This window comes from Kitasatospora sp. NPDC002040 (assembly GCF_040296785.1).
Classification (GTDB): Bacteria; Actinomycetota; Actinomycetes; order Streptomycetales; family Streptomycetaceae; genus Kitasatospora.
Genome location: NZ_JBEOXV010000003.1, coordinates 239,127 through 256,955 on the forward strand (window position 1 = coordinate 239,127; position 17,829 = coordinate 256,955).

Here is a 17,829-nt window from a genome sequence, read left to right on the forward strand (position 1 = left end):
CCCATGGAGAACCGGATCGTCGTGGGCGGCGCACTCGTCCACCAGGGGCGGGTGCTGGCCGCCCGTCGCAGTGCACCGCCCGAGGTGGCGGGCCACTGGGAGTTCCCCGGCGGCAAGGCCGAGCCGGGGGAGACCGAGCAGCAGGCGCTCGAACGCGAGCTGCACGAGGAGCTCGGCGTACGGGCCCGTGCGCTCCGGCGGCTGCCGGGCAGCTGGCTGGTCCGCCCCGGCCTCGAACTCCGGATCTGGGCCGCCGAACTGATCACCGGTGAGCCCGCCCCGCTCCAGGACCACGACCTGCTGCGCTGGCTCGGCCCGACCGAACTGGGCACCGTCGACTGGCTCCCGCACGACCGCGAGGTGCTCCCGCACGTGGCCGCGCTGCTGCACTGACCGGCTGCGGCCCGGGGTCCCGGCGATTGGGCCAGGTAGATCAATCGGAAAAGCCGACCCGTTCGCCGGGGTAGCCTGGCGTTCTGATGGGTATGTCACTGTTCGGCAGTATTCGTCACCATAGGTGAGGCGGTCGGTGTCGAGCACGGGTAACGACGGCGGAGCGCAGCCGTCCTCGGACGGAGCCCCCCGGCGCGCGCCGCGACCGGCGGCCCCCGGGACGGGTGCGGCCCCGCGTCCGCGCATGATCGGCAGCGCCTCGGCCCGGGCCCGCCTCCGCCGGCCGGCCCCGAAGCCGCAGCCCGCGCAGCAGCCCGCCACCCGGCCCCGTCCGTCCGCCGAGCCGCGCCCGGCGAGTGCCAGGGGCGGCCCGACCGCCCCGTACCCGGGGCTGGACAGCAGCCCGGTGGAGGCGTTCGGCGAGCACACCGAGGGCAGCCTGTTCGACGTGGTGAAGGTGGCCATCGCGATCCTGGACACGGCCGGCCGGGTGGTGCTCTGGAGCCCCGCCGCCGAGGAGCTGCTCGGCTGGCCGAGCGAGCTGCTGGTGGGCCGCCGGATCGACGAGCTGATGGCCGATCCAGAGCTGGTCGGCCGGGTCAGGGCGGCGATCCAGGCGACCCTGCGCAACGGCCACTGGCACGGCTTCACCGAGCTGCGGCACCGGGACGAGGGCGAGGTCGGGGTGGAGGCCCGGATCTCGCTGCTGGTGGACGGCGACGGCACCCCGTTCCTGCAGGTGGCCCTCGCCGAGGCCCGGACGCTGCGCGCAGTCGAGCGCGACCTCGCGGTCCGGGACGCGCTGTTCGAGCAGTCCCCGCTGGGCATCGCGATCCTGGACACCGAGCTGCGTTACACCGCGGTCAACCACACCCTGGCCGAGATGAACGGCGTCGCCGCCGAGGAGCACGTCGGCCGGACCACGGGGGAGACGCTGCCGGAGCGGGCCGCCGACGAGATCACCGCGATCCAGCGGCAGGTGCTGGCCACCGGCCAGCCGGTCATCGACGTCACGCTGGCCTCGCCGGTGACCGCCAGGGCGGGCTTCCGGTCGATCTCGTACAGCCGGATGACCGACCGGGCCGGCCGGGTGCTCGGGATCTCCGGCACCGTGATGGACGTGACCGAGCGGTACCGGGCGGTGGCCAAGGTCGAGCACGCCCGGCGCCGGCTCTCGCTGCTGAACGAGTTCGGCTCCCGGGTCGGCGACCTGCTGGACGCCACCCGGATCGCCCAGGAGCTGGCCAGCGCGGTGGTGCCCAGGCTGGCCGACTACGCGGCGGTGATCCTGCTGCAGGCGGTCGCGCACGGGGACGACCTGCCCCGGCACGGCCACGACCGCAGGACCTCGCTGCTCCAGCTCGGCACCGCCTCGGTGCAGGACGCGCCCGAGGTCGAGGTGATGCTCCGCCGGGGCGCCCGGATCACCTTCGCCGAGGACTCCGCCTTCGGCCGGGTGCTCCGCACCGGTGTCCCCGAACTGCTCTCGGGCCCGGACGAGTTGAGCGACCTGACCTACCCCGGCGACCCCAAGGTGCAGGCCGCCCACGACCTCGGGGTGCACTCCCGGCTGGTGATCCCGCTGCGGGCCAGGGGGATCGTGATCGGCCTGCTGGTGATCAGCCGGGCCGGCTACCGGGAGGGCTTCGACCGGGACGACCTGGCCTTCTCGGTCGAGCTCGCCGACCGGGCCGGCAGCTCGCTCGACAACGCCCGCCTCTACGCCCGCGAGCGCACCGCCGCGCTCACCCTCCAGCGCACCCTGCTCCCGCAGCAGGTCCCGCAGCCCGCCGGGGTCGAGGTCGCCTACCGGTACGTGCCGGGCAGCAGCGGCACCGAGGTCGGCGGCGACTGGTTCGACGTCATCCCGCTGCCGGACGGCCGGACCGCCCTGGTGGTCGGCGACGTGATGGGCCACGGCCTGCGGGCCGCCGCCACGATGGGGCGGCTGCGCACCGCCGTCCGCACCCTGGCCGGCCTCGACCTGCAGCCCGAGGTCCTGCTGCGGCACGTGCACGACCTGGCCGACGACCTGGCCCAGGGGCCGGACGAGGCGCTGCTGGCCACCTGCGTGTACGCGGTCTTCGACCCGTCGACCGGGCGGCTGACCGCGACCAAGGCGGGCCACATCCCGCCGATCCTGATCGTCCCCAAGGAGCCGGTGGAGGAGCCGTCCCGGATCGGCAGCGCGCTGACCGGCGGGGTCGGCCAGATCCTCGACCTGCCGTCCGGGGCCCCGCTCGGCGTCGGCGGCGTCCCGTTCGAGTCGATCGAGCTGGACATCCCCGAGGGCAGCCTGCTGGCGCTCTGCACCGACGGCCTGGTGGAGTCCAGGGACAAGGACCTGGACGTGGGCCTGGGCCGGCTGCTCAGCGTGCTGGAGCAGCCCTACGCCTCGATCCAGCAGGCCTGCGAGGCGGTCCTGGACACCATGGAGCAGGGACGCGAGCCCGACGACGTGGCGCTGCTGCTGGCCCGGCTCGGCCGGGGTCGGGCGGGCATCCCGACGGCCGGCTGGACCCTGCCCGCCGAGCCCACCGCGGTCTCCCGGGCCCGCCGGCTGGTGCGCGGCGCGCTGGCCGAATGGGGGGTCGAACACCTCACCGACACCGCGGAGTTGCTGGTCAGCGAGCTGGTCACCAACTCGGTCCGGTACGCCAGCGCGCCGATCGGGGTCCGGCTCACCCTGGGCGAGACGCTGCTGGTGGAGATCTCCGACCCGCTGCCCGACCCGCCGCGCGAGCGGCACGCCGCCGAGGCGGACGAGGGCGGCCGGGGCCTGGAACTGGTCCGCCGGCTGGCGCTGCGCTGGGGGGCCAGGGCCGAGGGCATGGGCAAGGTGGTCTGGTTCGAGCTCGACCCGCAGGACGACCACCTGAGCTGAGCCCATCGGGTTCGAACAGGCGACTCCGGGTAAGGAGGAGCAGGGAAGTGGAGTCCTGAGTCGATGTTGTGATGTTGAGGGCGTGTGCGCCTGCCCTCGGATGATGAATACTCGGTGTTCTCGACATCCGGATGGGCGCGGGTTGGAGGGGATCGGACCGTTGAACAGCATCCCGGCGTGGAAAGCGTCGAGCGGCAGCGGCCATGTCGCCGTGCCCGGACAGCCGAGCGGTCCGGGGCTGCGGACAGCGGCGGCCGCCGCGGCGGACTGGGGTGATCACGACAAGTCCGGCACGATCTACGACTACATCCGGGTCGCCACCTTCGCGATCGGCCCCGACGGCCGGATCACCCAGTGGAGCGCCCGCGCCGCCGAGTTCTTCGGCGTCGCCGCCGCGGACGCGGTCGGCACCGATCCGGTCACCACCTTCGTGCCGCGCGAGCTCTGGCAGCGCGGCCGGGCCCGGCTGGAGAGCATCCTGGCCGGCGAGGAGTGGGTCGGCACCGCCCCGTACCGGGACGCCACCGGCGCCGAGGGCCTGGCCGAGCTCTACGTGATGCCCGACAGCGGCACCCCCGGTGCCACCTGTCTGGCCGTCGACCTGGGCCGGCTGCGCCGGATCGAGACCGACCTGGCCGCCTCCGAGGCGGTCTTCGGGCAGACCCCGACCGGATTCTTCCTGTTCGACCCCGAGCTGCGGCTGCAGCGGGTCAACCAGGCCTTCGCCACCGCCGTCGGCCTGCCCGCCCACGAGCTCCCCGGGCTGAACCCGTACGACCTCTTCCTGCCCGGCGAGGCGGACCGGCTGATGGTCGCGCTGCGCAAGGTGCTGGCGGGCGGCGGCCCGATCGTCGATCTGCGCTTCACCGGCGTCGTCCCGCGCACCGCCACCGTGCCGTCCCGGGACGGCGGCCGGCGCTGGGCGATCTCGCTCTACCGCCTGAACAGCGCCAACGGCCGCCCGATGGGTGTGGCGGGCCAGGTGCTGGACGTGACGAGCCGTCACGTCGCCGAGCGGGAGGCCGCCGGGGTCCGGCGCAGCCTCGCCCTGCTCAACGAGGCCAGCACCCACATCGGCTCCACCCTCGACCTGGAGACCACCGCCAAGGAGCTGCTGGACGTGATCGTCCCGCAGTTCTGCGACCTGGCCAGCGTCGACCTCTACACCACCCTGCTGTCCGGCGAGGCGGGCCCGCCCTCCGGCCAGCCCGGCGCCTCCGACGGCTGCGGCGAGCTGCGCCGGGTGGCCGTCTCCAGCGTGGTCGGCGGCGCCTCCAGCGTGCTCGGCGCCGAGGGCGCGGTCCCGGTCGCCGAGGCCGGCGGCTCGCTCTGTTACCCCCGCCGCTCCCCGCACGCCCGCGCCCTGCGCACCGGCCGCAGCGTCGTCCCGCAGCCCGGCCCCGACCCGCTGCTGCGCTCCACCCTGGTGGTCCCGCTGGTCGCCCGCGACCAGGTGCTCGGCCTGGTCCAGCTCTCCCGCGCGATCGGCAGCGAGCCCTTCGACGCCCGGGACGTGGCGATCGCCGAGGAGCTGGTCGCCCGCGCCGCCATCTGCCTCGACAACGCCCGGCTCTACCGCCGCGAGCACGAGCGCGCGCTGATCCTCCAGCGCAGCCTGCTGCCCCCGGGCAACCCGGCCGCCACCGGCCTGGAGATCGCCCGCCGCTACCTGCCCAGCAACAACAACACCGAGGTCGGCGGCGACTGGTTCGACGTCATCCCGCTGCCCGGCAGCCGGACCGCCCTGGTGATCGGCGACGTGATGGGCCGCGGCCTGCGCGCCGCCGTCGCGATGGGCCAACTCCGCACCGCCGTCCGCACCCTGGCCCTGCTCGAACTCGACCCGGCCGAGGTGCTCACCGCCCTGGACGAGATCGCCCGCGGCCTCGGCGGCGACACCACCGCCCCCGGCGAGGAGGCCGAGGTCTACCTCGCCACCTGCGTCTACGCGGTCTACGACGCGGTCAAGCAGCGCTGCATCTTCGCCAACGCGGGCCACCTGCCGCCGGTCGTGCTCAGCCCCGGCGAGCCGGCCCGGATGCTCGAAGTCCCACCCGGCCTCCCGCTCGGCGTCGGCGGCGAGCCGTTCGAGGAGGTCACGGTCACCCTCCCGGACGGTGCCGTGCTCGGCCTCTACACCGACGGCCTGGTCGAATCCCGCAAGCACCAGCTGGACGAGGGCCTGCGGGCCTTCCGCACCGCCCTCAACGGCGGCTCCCGCCACTTGGAGAGCCTCTGCGACGAGGTCCTGCAGGAGCTGATCCCGCACCACGGCGAGGACGACATCGCGCTGCTGATGGCCAAGGTCCAGCCGCTCCCCGAGGACGCGGTCGGCGACTGGAAGCTCCCCTCCGAGCCCACCTCGGTCGCCAAGGCCCGCGAACTCGCCTGCTCCTGGCTCCTGGTCCGCGGCCTGGACGAACTCGTCGACACCACCGAGCTCCTGGTCAGCGAACTCGTCACCAACGCCCTCCGGCACGGCCGCGGCGACATCCGCCTGCGGCTGCTCCGCGACCGCACGGTGGTCTGCGAGGTCTGGGACGACGGCTACGCCCAGCCCCGCCAGCGCCGCGCCCAGGAGACCGACGAGGGCGGCCGCGGCCTCCAGCTGGTCAGCCTGCTGGCCGAGCGCTGGGGCAGCCGCCGTACCCCCAACGGCAAGATCGTCTGGTTCGAGCTCGCCCTCTAGGCAGAGCCGCGAGCCCCGGTCGGCGCAGCCCCGGGATGGTGCCAACGGGTGCATCTGCCCGGCCTGACGCCGTGTCAGGGGCCCGCTCGGGGCACCCGCACGGTTCAGTGAGGGGATGCGTGCCCGCCAGCTTGTCGCCGTCGCCGTGCTGACCGTGCTGCTGGCCGGGTGCTCCGAGGAGCGGCCGGCCGGTCCGGTGGGGTCCGACGTGGGCGCGGTCGGGCGGGACGGGGTGCGCGAGGGCGGGACGCTGCGGTGGGCGGTGGAGGCGGTGCCGGCCACGCTCAACGTGTTCCAGCCGGAGGCCACCGCCGACACCGAGCTGCTCACCGGGGCGCTGCTGCCGCACCTGTTCCGGCTGGACGACCGGGCCCGCCCCGCCCCGGACCCGGACTACCTGACCGCCGCCGAGTCCACCCCGGCCGGGCAGAGCCCGCAGACCGTCACCTACCGCCTCAACCCGAAGGCGGTCTGGACCGACGGCACCCCGCTCACCGCCGCCGACTTCACCGCCCAGTGGCACGCCCTGGCCGACACCGCCGACCCGGCCTACCGCACCGACCGCCCGGCCGGCTACGCCGCGATCGCGGCCGTCGCCCAGGGCGCGGACGCCCGCGAGGTCCGGGTCACCTTCAAGCAGCCGTACGCCGCCTGGCGGACGCTCTTCAGCCCGCTGTACCCGGCCGCCGCGACCGCGACCCCGGCCGCGTTCAACCAGCCGCTCACCAACGCCCCGTCGGCCGGCCCGTTCACGGTGAAGACGTACGACCGGGCCGGCGGCAGGGCGACCGTGACCCGCAACCCGCGCTGGTGGGGCGACCCGGCCAAGGCGGAGGCGATCGACTTCCTGGCCACCCCGGCGGCCGAGCGGTTGGACGCCCTCGACCGGGGCGAGCTCGACCTGGCCCCGCTCACCGAGGCGGTCGACCGCGCCACCCCGGCCGACCGGGGCGCCGGTGCGGCCCCACCCGACGCGGCCACCCTGGCCGAGGCGTCGGCCCGGGCGCTGCGCCGGGCCGAGTCGCTGCCGGGCCTGACCCTGCACCGGGCCGCCGCCACCTCCTTCGCCCAGCTGACCCTGAACGGCTCCCGGGGCCCGCTCGCGGACCCCGCCGTCCGCCGCGCGGTGGCCCGTGCCGTCGACCGGCAGCGGGTCGCGGAGGCCGCCCTGACGCCGTTCGGACTGGCCGCCGTACCGCTCGGGCACCACCTGCTGACGGCGGGTCAGGACGGCTACCGGGACAACAGCACCGCCGTCGGCACCAGCACGGCCGCGGAGCTGCTCGACCGGGCGGGCTGGCGGGCGAACGGCTCCACCCGGGCCAAGGACGGCAAGGAGCTGACCCTCGGCCTGCTGATCCCGGACGGCTCCGCCGCCGCCCGCCGGGCCGCCGACGTGCTGACCGCCGACCTGGCCGGGGCCGGCATCACGCTGCGTCCGCAGGCCGTCCCGGCGGACGCCTTCCTGCGCGACCACCTGGCCACCGGCGCGTACGACCTGGCCCTGTTCTCCTGGCCCGCCCCGGCCGACGCCGGTGCGGCGGCCCCCCGCTACGCCAAGCCCCGGCCCGGCCCGGACGGACTGCCGGTGGTCGGCCGCAACTACGCCCGCACCGGCAGCGAGGAGATCGACCGGCTGCTCGCGGAGGCCGCCGCCGAGCTCGACCCGGGCGCCCGCCGGGCGCTGGTGCAGGAGGCCGACGCCCGGATCTGGCAGCTGGCCCACTCCGTCCCGCTCTACCAGCGGCCCGACCTGGTCGCGGTCCGGGCCGGGGTCGCCAACGCGGGCGCCTTCGGCTTCGCCGGACCCCGCTTCCAGGACCTGGGCTTCCGCCTCGGCTGACCCGTGCGGGCACGGGTCGGAACCCGTCCGGCCTGCCCGTTTCGGTGGCGCTCGGTGGTTCCACGTACCATAGGAGGAAGCCGTGGCATGTCGTGCCCGGCGGGTGGACCGGTAGTAGCAGGCGGAACGGGTGGCAGCGATCAACGGATCGCAGGTCGCCCGCGGCGAAGACGCTGATCAACGCTGAACGCAGCCGGGCGCCGTAACCCACGATCCGGGAGTTTCGCTCAGCATGCCCACGCGCAGTGACATTCGTAACGTTGCCATCGTCGCCCACGTCGACCACGGCAAGACGACCCTGGTCGACGCCATGCTGAAGCAGGCCGGTGCCTTCGCCGCCCACCAGCACCTCGACGACCGGATGATGGACTCCAACGACCTGGAGCGCGAGAAGGGCATCACCATTCTCGCGAAGAACACGGCGGTGAAGTACCACCCCAAGGAGGGTGGCGCGCCGATCACGATCAACATCATCGACACCCCCGGCCACGCCGACTTCGGTGGCGAGGTGGAGCGCGGTCTGTCGATGGTGGACGCCGTCGTCCTGCTGGTCGACGCCTCCGAGGGTCCGCTGCCGCAGACCCGCTTCGTGCTCCGCAAGGCGCTGACCGCCAAGCTGCCGGTCATCCTCTGCATCAACAAGACCGACCGTCCGGACTCCCGGATCGACGAGGTCATCAACGAGACCTACGACCTCTTCCTGGACCTGGACGCCACCGAGGACCAGATCGAGTTCCCGATCGTCTACGCCTGTGCGCGTGACGGCGTCGCCTCGATGACCAAGCCGGAGAACGGCACCGTGCCGGCCGACAGCGACTCGCTGGAGCCGTTCTTCTCCACCATCCTGGAGCATGTCCCGGCCCCGACCTACGACGAGGCCGCCCCGCTGCAGGCCCACGTCACCAACCTGGACGCCGACAACTTCCTCGGCCGCATCGCGCTCTGCCGGGTCGAGCAGGGCGAGCTGCGCAAGGGCCAGCAGGTCGCGTGGATCAAGCGCGACGGCACGATCGCCCAGGTCAAGATCACCGAGCTGCTGATGACCGAGGCGCTCACCCGCAAGCCCGCCGAGGTGGCCGGCCCCGGTGACATCTGTGCCGTCGCCGGTATCCCGGACATCATGATCGGCGAGACCCTGGCCGACATCGAGAACCCGATCGCGCTGCCGCTGATCACGGTCGACGAGCCGGCCATCTCGATGGTCATCGGTACCAACACCTCGCCGCTGGTCGGCAAGGGCGGCAAGGGCCACAAGGTCACCGCCCGGATGGTGAAGGACCGGCTGGACCGCGAGCTGGTCGGTAACGTCTCGCTCCGCGTGCTGCCGACCGAGCGTCCGGACGCCTGGGAGGTCCAGGGCCGTGGTGAGCTCGCGCTCGCCATCCTGGTCGAGACCATGCGCCGGGAGCTGTTCGAGCTCACCGTCGGCAAGCCGCAGGTGGTCACCAAGATCGTCAACGGCAAGACCCACGAGCCGGTCGAGCGGATGACCATCGACAGCCCCGAGGAGTACCTCGGCGCCATCACCCAGCTGATGGCGACCCGCAAGGGCCGGATGGAGACCATGACGAACCACGGCTCCGGCTGGGTCCGCATGGAGTTCATCGTCCCGTCGCGCGGTCTGATCGGCTTCCGCACCCAGTTCCTCACCGACACCCGCGGCACCGGCATCGCGCACTCCATCTTCGAGGGCCACGAGCCGTGGTTCGGCGAGCTCCGGATGCGCAACAACGGTTCGCTGGTGGCCGACCGCGCGGGCGTCGTGACGCCGTTCGCGATGATGGGCATCCAGGAGCGCGGCACGCTCTTCGTCGAGCCCACCACCGAGGTGTACGAGGGCATGATCGTCGGCGAGAACTCGCGCCAGGACGACATGGACATCAACATCACCAAGGAGAAGAAGCTCACCAACATGCGTGCCGCTTCCTCCGACACCACCGAGAACCTGGTGCCGCCGCGCAAGCTCTCGCTGGAGCAGAGCCTCGAGTTCTGCCGCGAGGACGAGTGCATCGAGGTGACCCCGGAGACCGTGCGCATCCGCAAGGTCGTCCTGGACGCCAAGGAGCGCGGCCGCACGGCCTCGCGCGCCAAGAAGAACTGACGCTGCACCACCGGCCCGGCCGGGCGCCCCTTTTCGGGGCCGCCCGGCCGGGCTTTTTCGTGACGCTGTGCTGTCAACGCGCGTAGCGGTACGGGCGGATGCTGTTCGTTAATCGGACGTGACGAGCTGTCATTCATGACAACTGTCCGTTTAGTACCTGTCTGGGTATGTCTGGTATGTCCGATTTTCGAAACCAACTGTCCTCTCATGTGACCAAAATGAGATCAGTAATGGCCTGGTTCGTATCCGAGCGTGACGGATAGTGGGTGCAGTCGAGCTCGGGTCAAGGGTCTGCGCAGGGGTGCGCGCCGAACCTGAGCGAGGAAAGCACCGTCTGACCACGGCGACGATGCCGGTCAGCCCCCGCGGTGCGCTCCACGTTTGCAACACGGATTCAGGAGGCACACCCATGCGCGGTGCCAGCCAGGCCAAGTGGGTCGTCGCAGCTGTCGCGGTCGCCCTCGCGGCCACTGCTTGCGGTAGCGGTTCTTCGTCCAGCTCGAACGGGGCGGCCAACGCGGCCGGTACCTTCAGCTACCAGAGCACCGAGCCGCAGAACCCGCTGCAGCCCGCCAACGCCATGGAGGTCGGCGGCGGTCGCATCATCAAGACCCTGTTCAAGGGTCTGGTCGACTACGACCCCAGCAACGGCCAGCTGCGCAACCAGGTCGCCGACAAGATCGAGACCACCGACGCGCAGAACTACACCGTCACCCTGAAGTCCGGCTGGACCTTCCACGACGGCACCCCGGTGACCGCCGCGTCCTTCGTCGACGCGTGGAACTGGGCCGCCAACACCAAGAACAACCAGATCAACTCGGACTGGTTCTCCGACATCGCGGGCTACGACGCGGTGCACCCGGAGAAGGGTGAGCCGACCACGGACAAGATGTCCGGCCTCAAGGTCGTGGACGACACCCACTTCACCATCGCGCTCACCGGCCCGGTCTCGTACTTCCAGTACAAGCTCGGCTACACGGCCTTCTCGCCGCTGCCGAAGGCGTTCTTCACCGACCCTGCGGCGTACGGCCAGAAGCCGGTCGGCAACGGCCCCTACAAGTTCGTCTCGTGGGAGCACAACCAGGCCGTCACCGTCGCCTCCTTCGACAAGTACGCGGGCGTCGACAAGCCGAAGAACGGCGGCATCGTCTTCAAGAACTACGCGCAGGCCGACGCCGCGTACAAGGACCTGGTCTCCGACAACCTGGACGTGCTCGACCAGGTCGACCCGAGCAACCTGGCCTCGTACAAGAACGACCTGGGCGACCGCGCGGTCGACCAGGCCCAGGGCGCCATCCAGAACATCTCGTTCGCGATGTACCAGGACGGCTGGAAGGGCGTCGACAAGGCGAAGGTCCGTCAGGGCCTCTCCATGGCGATCGACCGCGACACCATCACCAAGACGGTGCTGAACGGTTCGCGCCAGGCCGCCGACAGCTGGGTCGCCCCGGGCGTCAACGGCTACAAGGCCGGCACCTGCGGCGACGCCTGCAAGTACGACCCGACCAAGGCCAAGCAGCTGGTGACCGAGGGCGGCGGCGTCCCGAACAACAAGCTGACCATCACGTACAACGCCGACGGCGGCCACAAGGAGTGGGTGGACGCGGTCTGCAACTCCATCCGCCAGGCCACCGGCGTGGAGTGCGTCGGCGACGCGAAGCCGGACTTCAAGACGGCGCGTGACGTCATCAAGAAGAAGCAGGTCCCGAGCATGATGCGGACCGGCTGGGTGCAGGACTACCCGCTGAACGCCAACTTCCTGCGCGACGTCTACGGCACCGGTGCCGCGGCCAACGACGCCGGCTACTCCAGCGCCGAGTTCGACAAGTTCGCCGGCGAGGCGGACAAGGCGACCTCGGTCGAGAAGACCGCCGAGCTGTACCAGAAGGCCGAGGCCGAGCTGGCCAAGGACATGCCGGCCATCCCGCTCTGGTACTACAAGACCACCGCGGGCTACTCGAAGAACGTGCAGAGCGTGAAGTACGACTCCTTCGGCGACCCGGTCTTCACCCAGGTCGAGGTCAAGCAGAAGTAATCAGGCCTTGCACCGCGCGGCTTGAACCGACACGGCCGGTGCCCAGTCCGCCCCACAAGGGCGGTTCGGCACCGGCCGTTGTCATGGGAACCCTCTGAACCGGGATGACGGCCCGTCAGAGCAGCAATTGGAGGCACGATGGGGCGCTTTGTCGCGAGGCGACTGCTCCAAATGATCCCGGTCTTCCTCGGGACGACTTTGTTGATCTTCGTCATGGTCCGCGTTCTCCCCGGGGACCCGGTCGCTGCGATGTGGGGCGACAAGGCGCCGGACCCGGCTCAGCTCGCTGCCTTCACGCACAAGCTGGGACTTGATCTGCCCTGGTACGAGCAGTACTTCGACTACATGGGCAAGCTGTTCACCGGCAACTTCGGTGAGACCATGGCGGGCCGCCAGGTGATCGACGTGATCACCGAGGCGCTCCCGGTCACCATCCGGCTCGCCCTGATGGCCTTCGCCATCGAGATCGTCTTCGGCGTCGGGATCGGCCTGCTGGCCGGTCTCAAGCGCGGTCGGTTCGCCGACAAGAGCACCCTGATCTTCACGCTGGTCCTGATCTCGATCCCGGTGCCGGTGCTCGGCTACCTGTTCCAGACGCTCTTCGCGGACCAGCTCAAGTGGGTCACGCCGACCGTCCAGGACTCGATGAACCTGAGCCAACTGCTGCTTCCCGCCGTGGTGCTGGGCTCGCTCTCGCTGGCCTACGTGGCCCGGCTGAGCCGCACCTCGATCGTCGAGAACATCCGCGCCGACTACATCCGCACCGCGACCGCCAAGGGTCTGCCGCGCCGGCGGATCATCGGCACCCACCTGCTGCGGAACTCGATGATCCCGGTCGTCACCTTCCTGGGCACCGACCTGGGCGCCCTGATGGGCGGCGCGATCGTCACCGAGGGCATCTTCAACGTCAAGGGCGTCGGCAACGCGCTGTTCCGGGCGATCAACCAGAAGGAAGGCGCGACGGTCGTCGGCTTCGTGGTCGTGCTGGTCATCGTCTACCTCGTCGCCAGCCTGATCGTCGACCTGCTGTACGCGGTCCTGGACCCGAGGATTCGGTATGCCTGACCTGATCGAGAAGAAGACCGCCGCCAAGATCCCGGCGCAGTCCGGCAGTTCGGCCCCCGCGCCGAAGCCGGAGAAGGCCCGCAGCCTCGGCTCGGACGCCTGGGAGGAGCTGCGCCGCCGCCCGATCTTCCTGATCTCGGCCGCGCTGATCCTGGTGCTGATCGTGATGACGCTCGTCCCCGGCCTGTTCACCTCGGTGGACCCGCGGGCCGGCGACCTGCGCAACCACTACCTGTCGCCCCCGAACTACAGCCACTTCTTCCAGGCCGACTGGTTCGGCTACGACGGCCAGGGCCGCTCGATCTACTCCCGGGTGGTGCACGGCGCCCGCGCCTCGATCATCGTCGGCGTCTGCGTGACCGCCGCGGTGACCCTGACCGGTGGCTTCGTCGGCATGATGGCCGGCTACTTCGGCGGCTGGACGGACACCATCCTGTCCCGGGTGACCGACGTCTTCTTCGGCATCCCGCTGCTGCTCGGCTGCCTGGTGGTGCTGAACGCCTTCACCGACCGCACCGTCTGGTCGGTGGTCTTCGCCCTCACCGTGCTCGGCTGGACCCAGATGGCCCGCGTGATGCGCGGCTCGGTGATCACGGTCAAGCAGGCCGACTACGTCACCGCCGCCAAGGCGCTCGGCGCCGGCACCGGCCGGATCCTGCTCAAGCACATCCTGCCGAACGCGATCGCCCCGGTGATCGTGGTCGCCACCATCGCGCTCGGCGGCTACATCGCCACCGAGGCGACGCTGAGCTTCCTCGGCATCGGTCTGCAGGACCCGACCATCTCCTGGGGCATCGACATCAACTCGGCCCAGAAGGTGATCCGCACCGCCCCGTTCGCGCTGTTCTTCCCGGCCGGGATGCTCAGCCTCACGGTGCTGGCCTTCATCATGATGGGCGACGCCGTGCGTGACGCCCTCGACCCGAAGCTGCGCTGAGAGGCGGTAGGCACCATGACCACTGTGATCGAGAAGCAGCAGGCCACCGACCGGCTCGCTCCGGGCACTCCGTTGCTCGAAGTCCGGGACCTGCACGTCGAGTTCAAGACCAAGGACGGCATCGCCAAGGCCGTCAACGGGGTCAACTACAGCGTCAGCGCGGGCGAGACCCTCGCGGTGCTGGGCGAGTCCGGTTCCGGCAAGTCCGTCACCGCGCAGACCATCATGGGCATCCTGGACATGCCGCCCGGCCGGATCACCTCCGGGGAGATCCTGTTCCGCGGCCAGGACATGCTCAAGATGACCAACGAGCAGCGCCGGCAGCTGCGCGGTCGGAAGATCGCGATGATCTTCCAGGACGCGCTCTCCTCGCTCAACCCGGTGCTCAGCGTGGGCTACCAGCTCGGCGAGATGTTCCGGGTGCACGAGGGCGCCTCCCGCAAGGAGGCCAAGGCCAAGGCGATCGAGCTGATGGACCGGGTCCGGATCCCGGCCGCCAAGCAGCGCGTCGGCGACTACCCGCACCAGTTCTCCGGCGGCATGCGCCAGCGGATCATGATCGCGATGGCGCTGGCCCTGGAGCCGGACCTGATCATCGCGGACGAGCCCACCACCGCCCTGGACGTCACCGTCCAGGCCCAGGTGATGGACCTGCTGGCCGAGTTGCAGGCCGAGTACCACATGGGCCTGATCCTGATCACCCACGACCTCGGCGTGGTCGCCGACGTCGCGGACAAGATCGCGGTGATGTACGCGGGCCGGATCGTCGAGACCGCCCCGGTGCACGAGCTGTACGCCAACCCGGCGCACCCGTACACCGAGGGCCTGCTCCGCTCGATCCCGCGGCTGGACCAGAAGGGCCAGGAGCTCTACGCGATCAAGGGCCTGCCGCCCAACCTGCTGAAGGTGCCCGCCGGTTGCGCCTTCAACCCGCGCTGCGACAAGGCCACCGACCTGTGCCGCAGCGAGATCCCCGCGCTGCACCAGGTGCTCGACCGGAACGGCGCCGAGCTCGCCGGCCGCAAGAGCGCCTGCCACCTCTGGAAGGAGACCCTCCATGGCTGAGCCCATCCTGGAGGTCAAGGACCTGGTCAAGCACTACCCGCTGAGCCAGGGCATCCTCTTCAAGAAGCAGATCGGCGCGGTCAAGGCGGTCGACGGCATCTCGTTCGAGCTGATGCGCGGTGAGACTCTGGGTATCGTCGGCGAGTCGGGCTGCGGCAAGTCCACCCTGGCCAAGGTGCTGATGAACCTGGAGCGGGCGACCGCGGGCCAGGTGCTCTACAAGGGCGAGGACATCTCCAAGCTCTCCGGCGCCGCGCTCAAGGCGGTGCGCCGGAACATCCAGATGGTCTTCCAGGACCCGTACACCTCGCTGAACCCCCGGATGACGGTGGGCGACATCATCGGCGAGCCGTACGAGATCCACCCGGAGGTGGCGCCGAAGGGCGACCGCCGCAAGGCCGTGCAGGACCTGCTGGACGTGGTCGGGCTCAACCCCGAGTACATCAACCGGTACCCGCACCAGTTCTCCGGCGGCCAGCGGCAGCGGATCGGCATCGCCCGCGGTCTCGCGCTCAAGCCCGAGGTGATCATCTGCGACGAGCCGGTCTCGGCGCTGGACGTCTCGGTGCAGGCCCAGGTGATCAACCTGCTGGAGCAGCTCCAGTCCGACTTCGAGCTGTCGTACATGTTCATCGCGCACGACCTCTCGATCGTCCGCCACATCTCCGACCGGGTCGGGGTCATGTACCTCGGCAAGATGGTCGAGATCGGCACCGACGAGGAGATCTACGAGCACGCCACCCACCCGTACACCCAGGCGCTGCTGTCGGCCGTGCCGGTGCCGGACCCGGCGGCCCGTGCCAACCGGGACCGGATCGTGCTGGAGGGCGACATCCCCTCGCCGGCCAACCCGCCGTCCGGCTGCCGCTTCCGCACCCGCTGCTGGAAGGCGGAGGAGCGCTGCTCCACCGAGCTCCCGCTGCTCGCGGTGCCGTCCCTGGACGGCGCGGCGGCGCACCTGTCGGCGTGTCACTTCGCCGAGGAGCGGGTGCTGACCACGGTCTGACCCTGCCTCACCCCGACGGCCCCGCAGCACTGCTGTGGGGCCGTCGGCGTACCCGCCTGCACCCATCCGGCGGTACCACGGTCGCGCCAGCACGACCGGACCCTTCTCATGGGGTGTGATGCGTCACAGTCTCCCGAGGAGGAAGAACTCCATGCCTGCAGCCACCAGAGTCCGCTGGGCCGTTGTCGGTGCGACATCCGTGGCCCTGGTGGCCACCGGATGCGGTAGCAGCGGAAGCGGCGGCGGCTCGGCCGACGCGAGCAAGACGTTCAGCTACCAGAGCAGCGAGCCGCAGAACCCGCTCCAGCCCGCCAACGCCAACGAGGTCGGCGGCGGCCGGATCGCGCAGAACCTGTTCAAGGGCCTGGCCGACTACGACCCGGCGGACGGCAAGCTGCGGATGCAGGTGGCCGACAAGATCGACACCTCCGACTCGCAGACCTTCAACGTCACGCTGAAGAGCGGCTGGACCTTCCACGACGGCAGCCCGGTCAAGGCGAAGAACTTCGTGGACGCCTGGAACTGGGCCGCGACCACCGCGAACAACCAGATCAACAGCTCCTGGTTCTCCGACATCGAGGGCTACACCGACGTGCACCCGGCCAAGGGCGCGGGCACCAAGACCACCATGTCCGGCCTGACCGTGGTGGACGACACCCACTTCACCATCAAGCTGACCAACAAGGTGTCGTACTTCCCGTACAAGCTCGGGTACATCGCCTTCTCCCCGCTGCCGGACGGCTTCTTCGCCGACCCGACCGGGTACGGCCAGAAGCCGGTGGGCAACGGGCCGTACCAGTTCGTCAGCTGGGAGCACAACGCCCAGATCACCACCAAGGCCTTCGCCAACTACCAGGGCGTGGACAAGCCGAAGAACGGCGGGGTGGTGTTCAAGATGTACACCACCGCCGAGGCCGCCTACGCGGACCTCCAGTCCAACAACCTGGACGTGATGGACCAGGTGCCGCCGTCGGCCCTGGCCAACTACAAGACCGACCTCGGCGACCGGGCGATCGACTCCCCGCAGGGCGCGATCCAGAACATCGGCTTCACGCTCTACCAGCCCGACTGGGCCGGGGCGAACAAGGCCAAGGTCCGGCAGGGCCTGTCGATGGCGATCGACCGCGACACCATCACCAAGACGGTGCTGCAGAGCTCCCGCAAGCCCGCCACCTCCTGGGTGGCCGAGGGCGTCGAGGGCTACAAGGCCGGTGTCTGCGGTGACTCCTGCACCTTCAACGCCGACAAGGCGAAGCAGCTGATCACCGAGGGCGGCGGCGTCCCGAACAACAAGCTGACCATCACGTACAACGCCGACGGCGGCCACAAGGAGTGGGTGGACGCGGTCTGCAACTCCATCCGCCAGGCCACCGGTGTGGAGTGCGTCGGCGACCCGAAGACCGACTTCAAGACCGCCCGCGCGGCCATCACCGGACACACCATCAACGGCGCGTTCCGGACCGGCTGGGTGCAGGACTACCCGCTGAACGCCAACTTCCTGTCGGACGTCTACAAGACCGGCGCGGCCTCGAACGACTTCGGCTACAGCAGCGCCCAGTTCGACCAGCTGGCGAACTCGGCCGACCAGGCCGACTCGATCCAGGCCTCGGCCACCGGCTACCAGGCGGCGGAGGCGGTGCTGGCCCAGGACTTCCCGGCCATCCCGCTCTGGTACTACCGGACCAACTCGGGCTTCTCCACCAAGGTGCAGAACGTCAAGTTCGACTCCTTCGGCAACCCGGCCTGGACCCAGGTCGAGGTCAAGGGCTGACCCCACCCCCGCCGGCCCCGCCCGCCCGAGCGGCGGGTGG

Annotated in this window: 11 protein-coding genes; all 11 read left to right on the forward strand. The window is 70.8% G+C overall.

Annotated features, from left to right (window positions below):
* Window positions 1-3 precede the first annotated feature (3 nt).
* On the forward strand, window positions 4-393 hold the full coding sequence (locus ABT118_RS11390; RefSeq protein WP_350659627.1) for a (deoxy)nucleoside triphosphate pyrophosphohydrolase: 390 nt from the start codon (window positions 4-6) through the stop codon (window positions 391-393).
* Between the two features lie 244 nt (window positions 394-637).
* Window positions 638-3,277: a SpoIIE family protein phosphatase gene (locus tag ABT118_RS11395; protein WP_350659637.1), complete on the forward strand. Its 2,640-nt coding sequence runs from the start codon at window positions 638-640 to the stop codon at window positions 3,275-3,277.
* Between the two features lie 103 nt (window positions 3,278-3,380).
* Complete coding sequence (locus ABT118_RS11400) at window positions 3,381-5,966, forward strand: SpoIIE family protein phosphatase (RefSeq protein ID WP_350665073.1); 2,586 nt, start codon at window positions 3,381-3,383, stop codon at window positions 5,964-5,966.
* Between the two features lie 115 nt (window positions 5,967-6,081).
* Window positions 6,082-7,809, forward strand: a complete 1,728-nt coding sequence (locus ABT118_RS11405; RefSeq protein ID WP_350659642.1) for an ABC transporter family substrate-binding protein — start codon at window positions 6,082-6,084, stop codon at window positions 7,807-7,809.
* Window positions 7,810-8,041: 232 nt separating this feature from the next.
* Window positions 8,042-9,910 carry a translational GTPase TypA gene (gene typA / locus ABT118_RS11410; protein ID WP_350659662.1) on the forward strand — a complete coding sequence of 623 codons (1,869 nt, stop codon included), beginning with the start codon at window positions 8,042-8,044 and terminating at the stop codon, window positions 9,908-9,910.
* A gap of 409 nt (window positions 9,911-10,319) precedes the next feature.
* A complete protein-coding gene (locus ABT118_RS11415) occupies window positions 10,320-11,945 on the forward strand; it encodes a peptide ABC transporter substrate-binding protein (protein WP_350659682.1) in 1,626 nt (541 codons plus the stop codon).
* A gap of 138 nt (window positions 11,946-12,083) precedes the next feature.
* Window positions 12,084-13,010 (forward strand): ABC transporter permease, encoded by a 927-nt coding sequence (locus ABT118_RS11420; RefSeq protein ID WP_350659703.1) that lies wholly within the window; start codon window positions 12,084-12,086, stop codon window positions 13,008-13,010.
* Complete coding sequence (locus ABT118_RS11425) at window positions 13,003-13,947, forward strand: ABC transporter permease (protein ID WP_350659720.1); 945 nt, start codon at window positions 13,003-13,005, stop codon at window positions 13,945-13,947. The genes ABT118_RS11420 and ABT118_RS11425 overlap by 8 nt, the downstream gene beginning before the upstream one ends.
* Window positions 13,948-13,962: 15 nt before the next feature.
* The gene (locus tag ABT118_RS11430; protein WP_350659742.1) at window positions 13,963-15,012 is read left to right on the forward strand and encodes an ABC transporter ATP-binding protein; all 1,050 of its coding nucleotides are present in this window, start codon (window positions 13,963-13,965) and stop codon (window positions 15,010-15,012) included.
* A complete protein-coding gene (locus tag ABT118_RS11435) occupies window positions 15,005-16,018 on the forward strand; it encodes an ABC transporter ATP-binding protein (protein WP_350659751.1) in 1,014 nt (337 codons plus the stop codon). The genes ABT118_RS11430 and ABT118_RS11435 overlap by 8 nt, the downstream gene beginning before the upstream one ends.
* A gap of 151 nt (window positions 16,019-16,169) precedes the next feature.
* Window positions 16,170-17,789, forward strand: a complete 1,620-nt coding sequence (locus ABT118_RS11440) for a peptide ABC transporter substrate-binding protein (RefSeq protein ID WP_350659776.1) — start codon at window positions 16,170-16,172, stop codon at window positions 17,787-17,789.
* The last annotated feature ends 40 nt before the right edge of the window (window positions 17,790-17,829 follow it).

Bases quoted from the DNA above. Each gene is read 5' to 3' on its own strand.
- ABT118_RS11390 (WP_350659627.1), top strand. From the start codon at position 4: ATGGAGAACCGGATCGTCGTGGGCGGCGCACTCGTCCACCAGGGGCGG.
- ABT118_RS11435 (WP_350659751.1), top strand. From the start codon at position 15,005: ATGGCTGAGCCCATCCTGGAGGTCAAGGACCTGGTCAAGCACTACCCG.
- ABT118_RS11415 (WP_350659682.1), top strand. From the start codon at position 10,320: ATGCGCGGTGCCAGCCAGGCCAAGTGGGTCGTCGCAGCTGTCGCGGTC.
- ABT118_RS11400 (WP_350665073.1), top strand. From the start codon at position 3,381: ATGAATACTCGGTGTTCTCGACATCCGGATGGGCGCGGGTTGGAGGGG.
- ABT118_RS11405 (WP_350659642.1), top strand. From the start codon at position 6,082: ATGCGTGCCCGCCAGCTTGTCGCCGTCGCCGTGCTGACCGTGCTGCTG.
- typA (WP_350659662.1), top strand. From the start codon at position 8,042: ATGCCCACGCGCAGTGACATTCGTAACGTTGCCATCGTCGCCCACGTC.
- ABT118_RS11430 (WP_350659742.1), top strand. From the start codon at position 13,963: ATGACCACTGTGATCGAGAAGCAGCAGGCCACCGACCGGCTCGCTCCG.
- ABT118_RS11420 (WP_350659703.1), top strand. From the start codon at position 12,084: ATGGGGCGCTTTGTCGCGAGGCGACTGCTCCAAATGATCCCGGTCTTC.
- ABT118_RS11395 (WP_350659637.1), top strand. From the start codon at position 638: ATGATCGGCAGCGCCTCGGCCCGGGCCCGCCTCCGCCGGCCGGCCCCG.
- ABT118_RS11440 (WP_350659776.1), top strand. From the start codon at position 16,170: ATGCCTGCAGCCACCAGAGTCCGCTGGGCCGTTGTCGGTGCGACATCC.
- ABT118_RS11425 (WP_350659720.1), top strand. From the start codon at position 13,003: ATGCCTGACCTGATCGAGAAGAAGACCGCCGCCAAGATCCCGGCGCAG.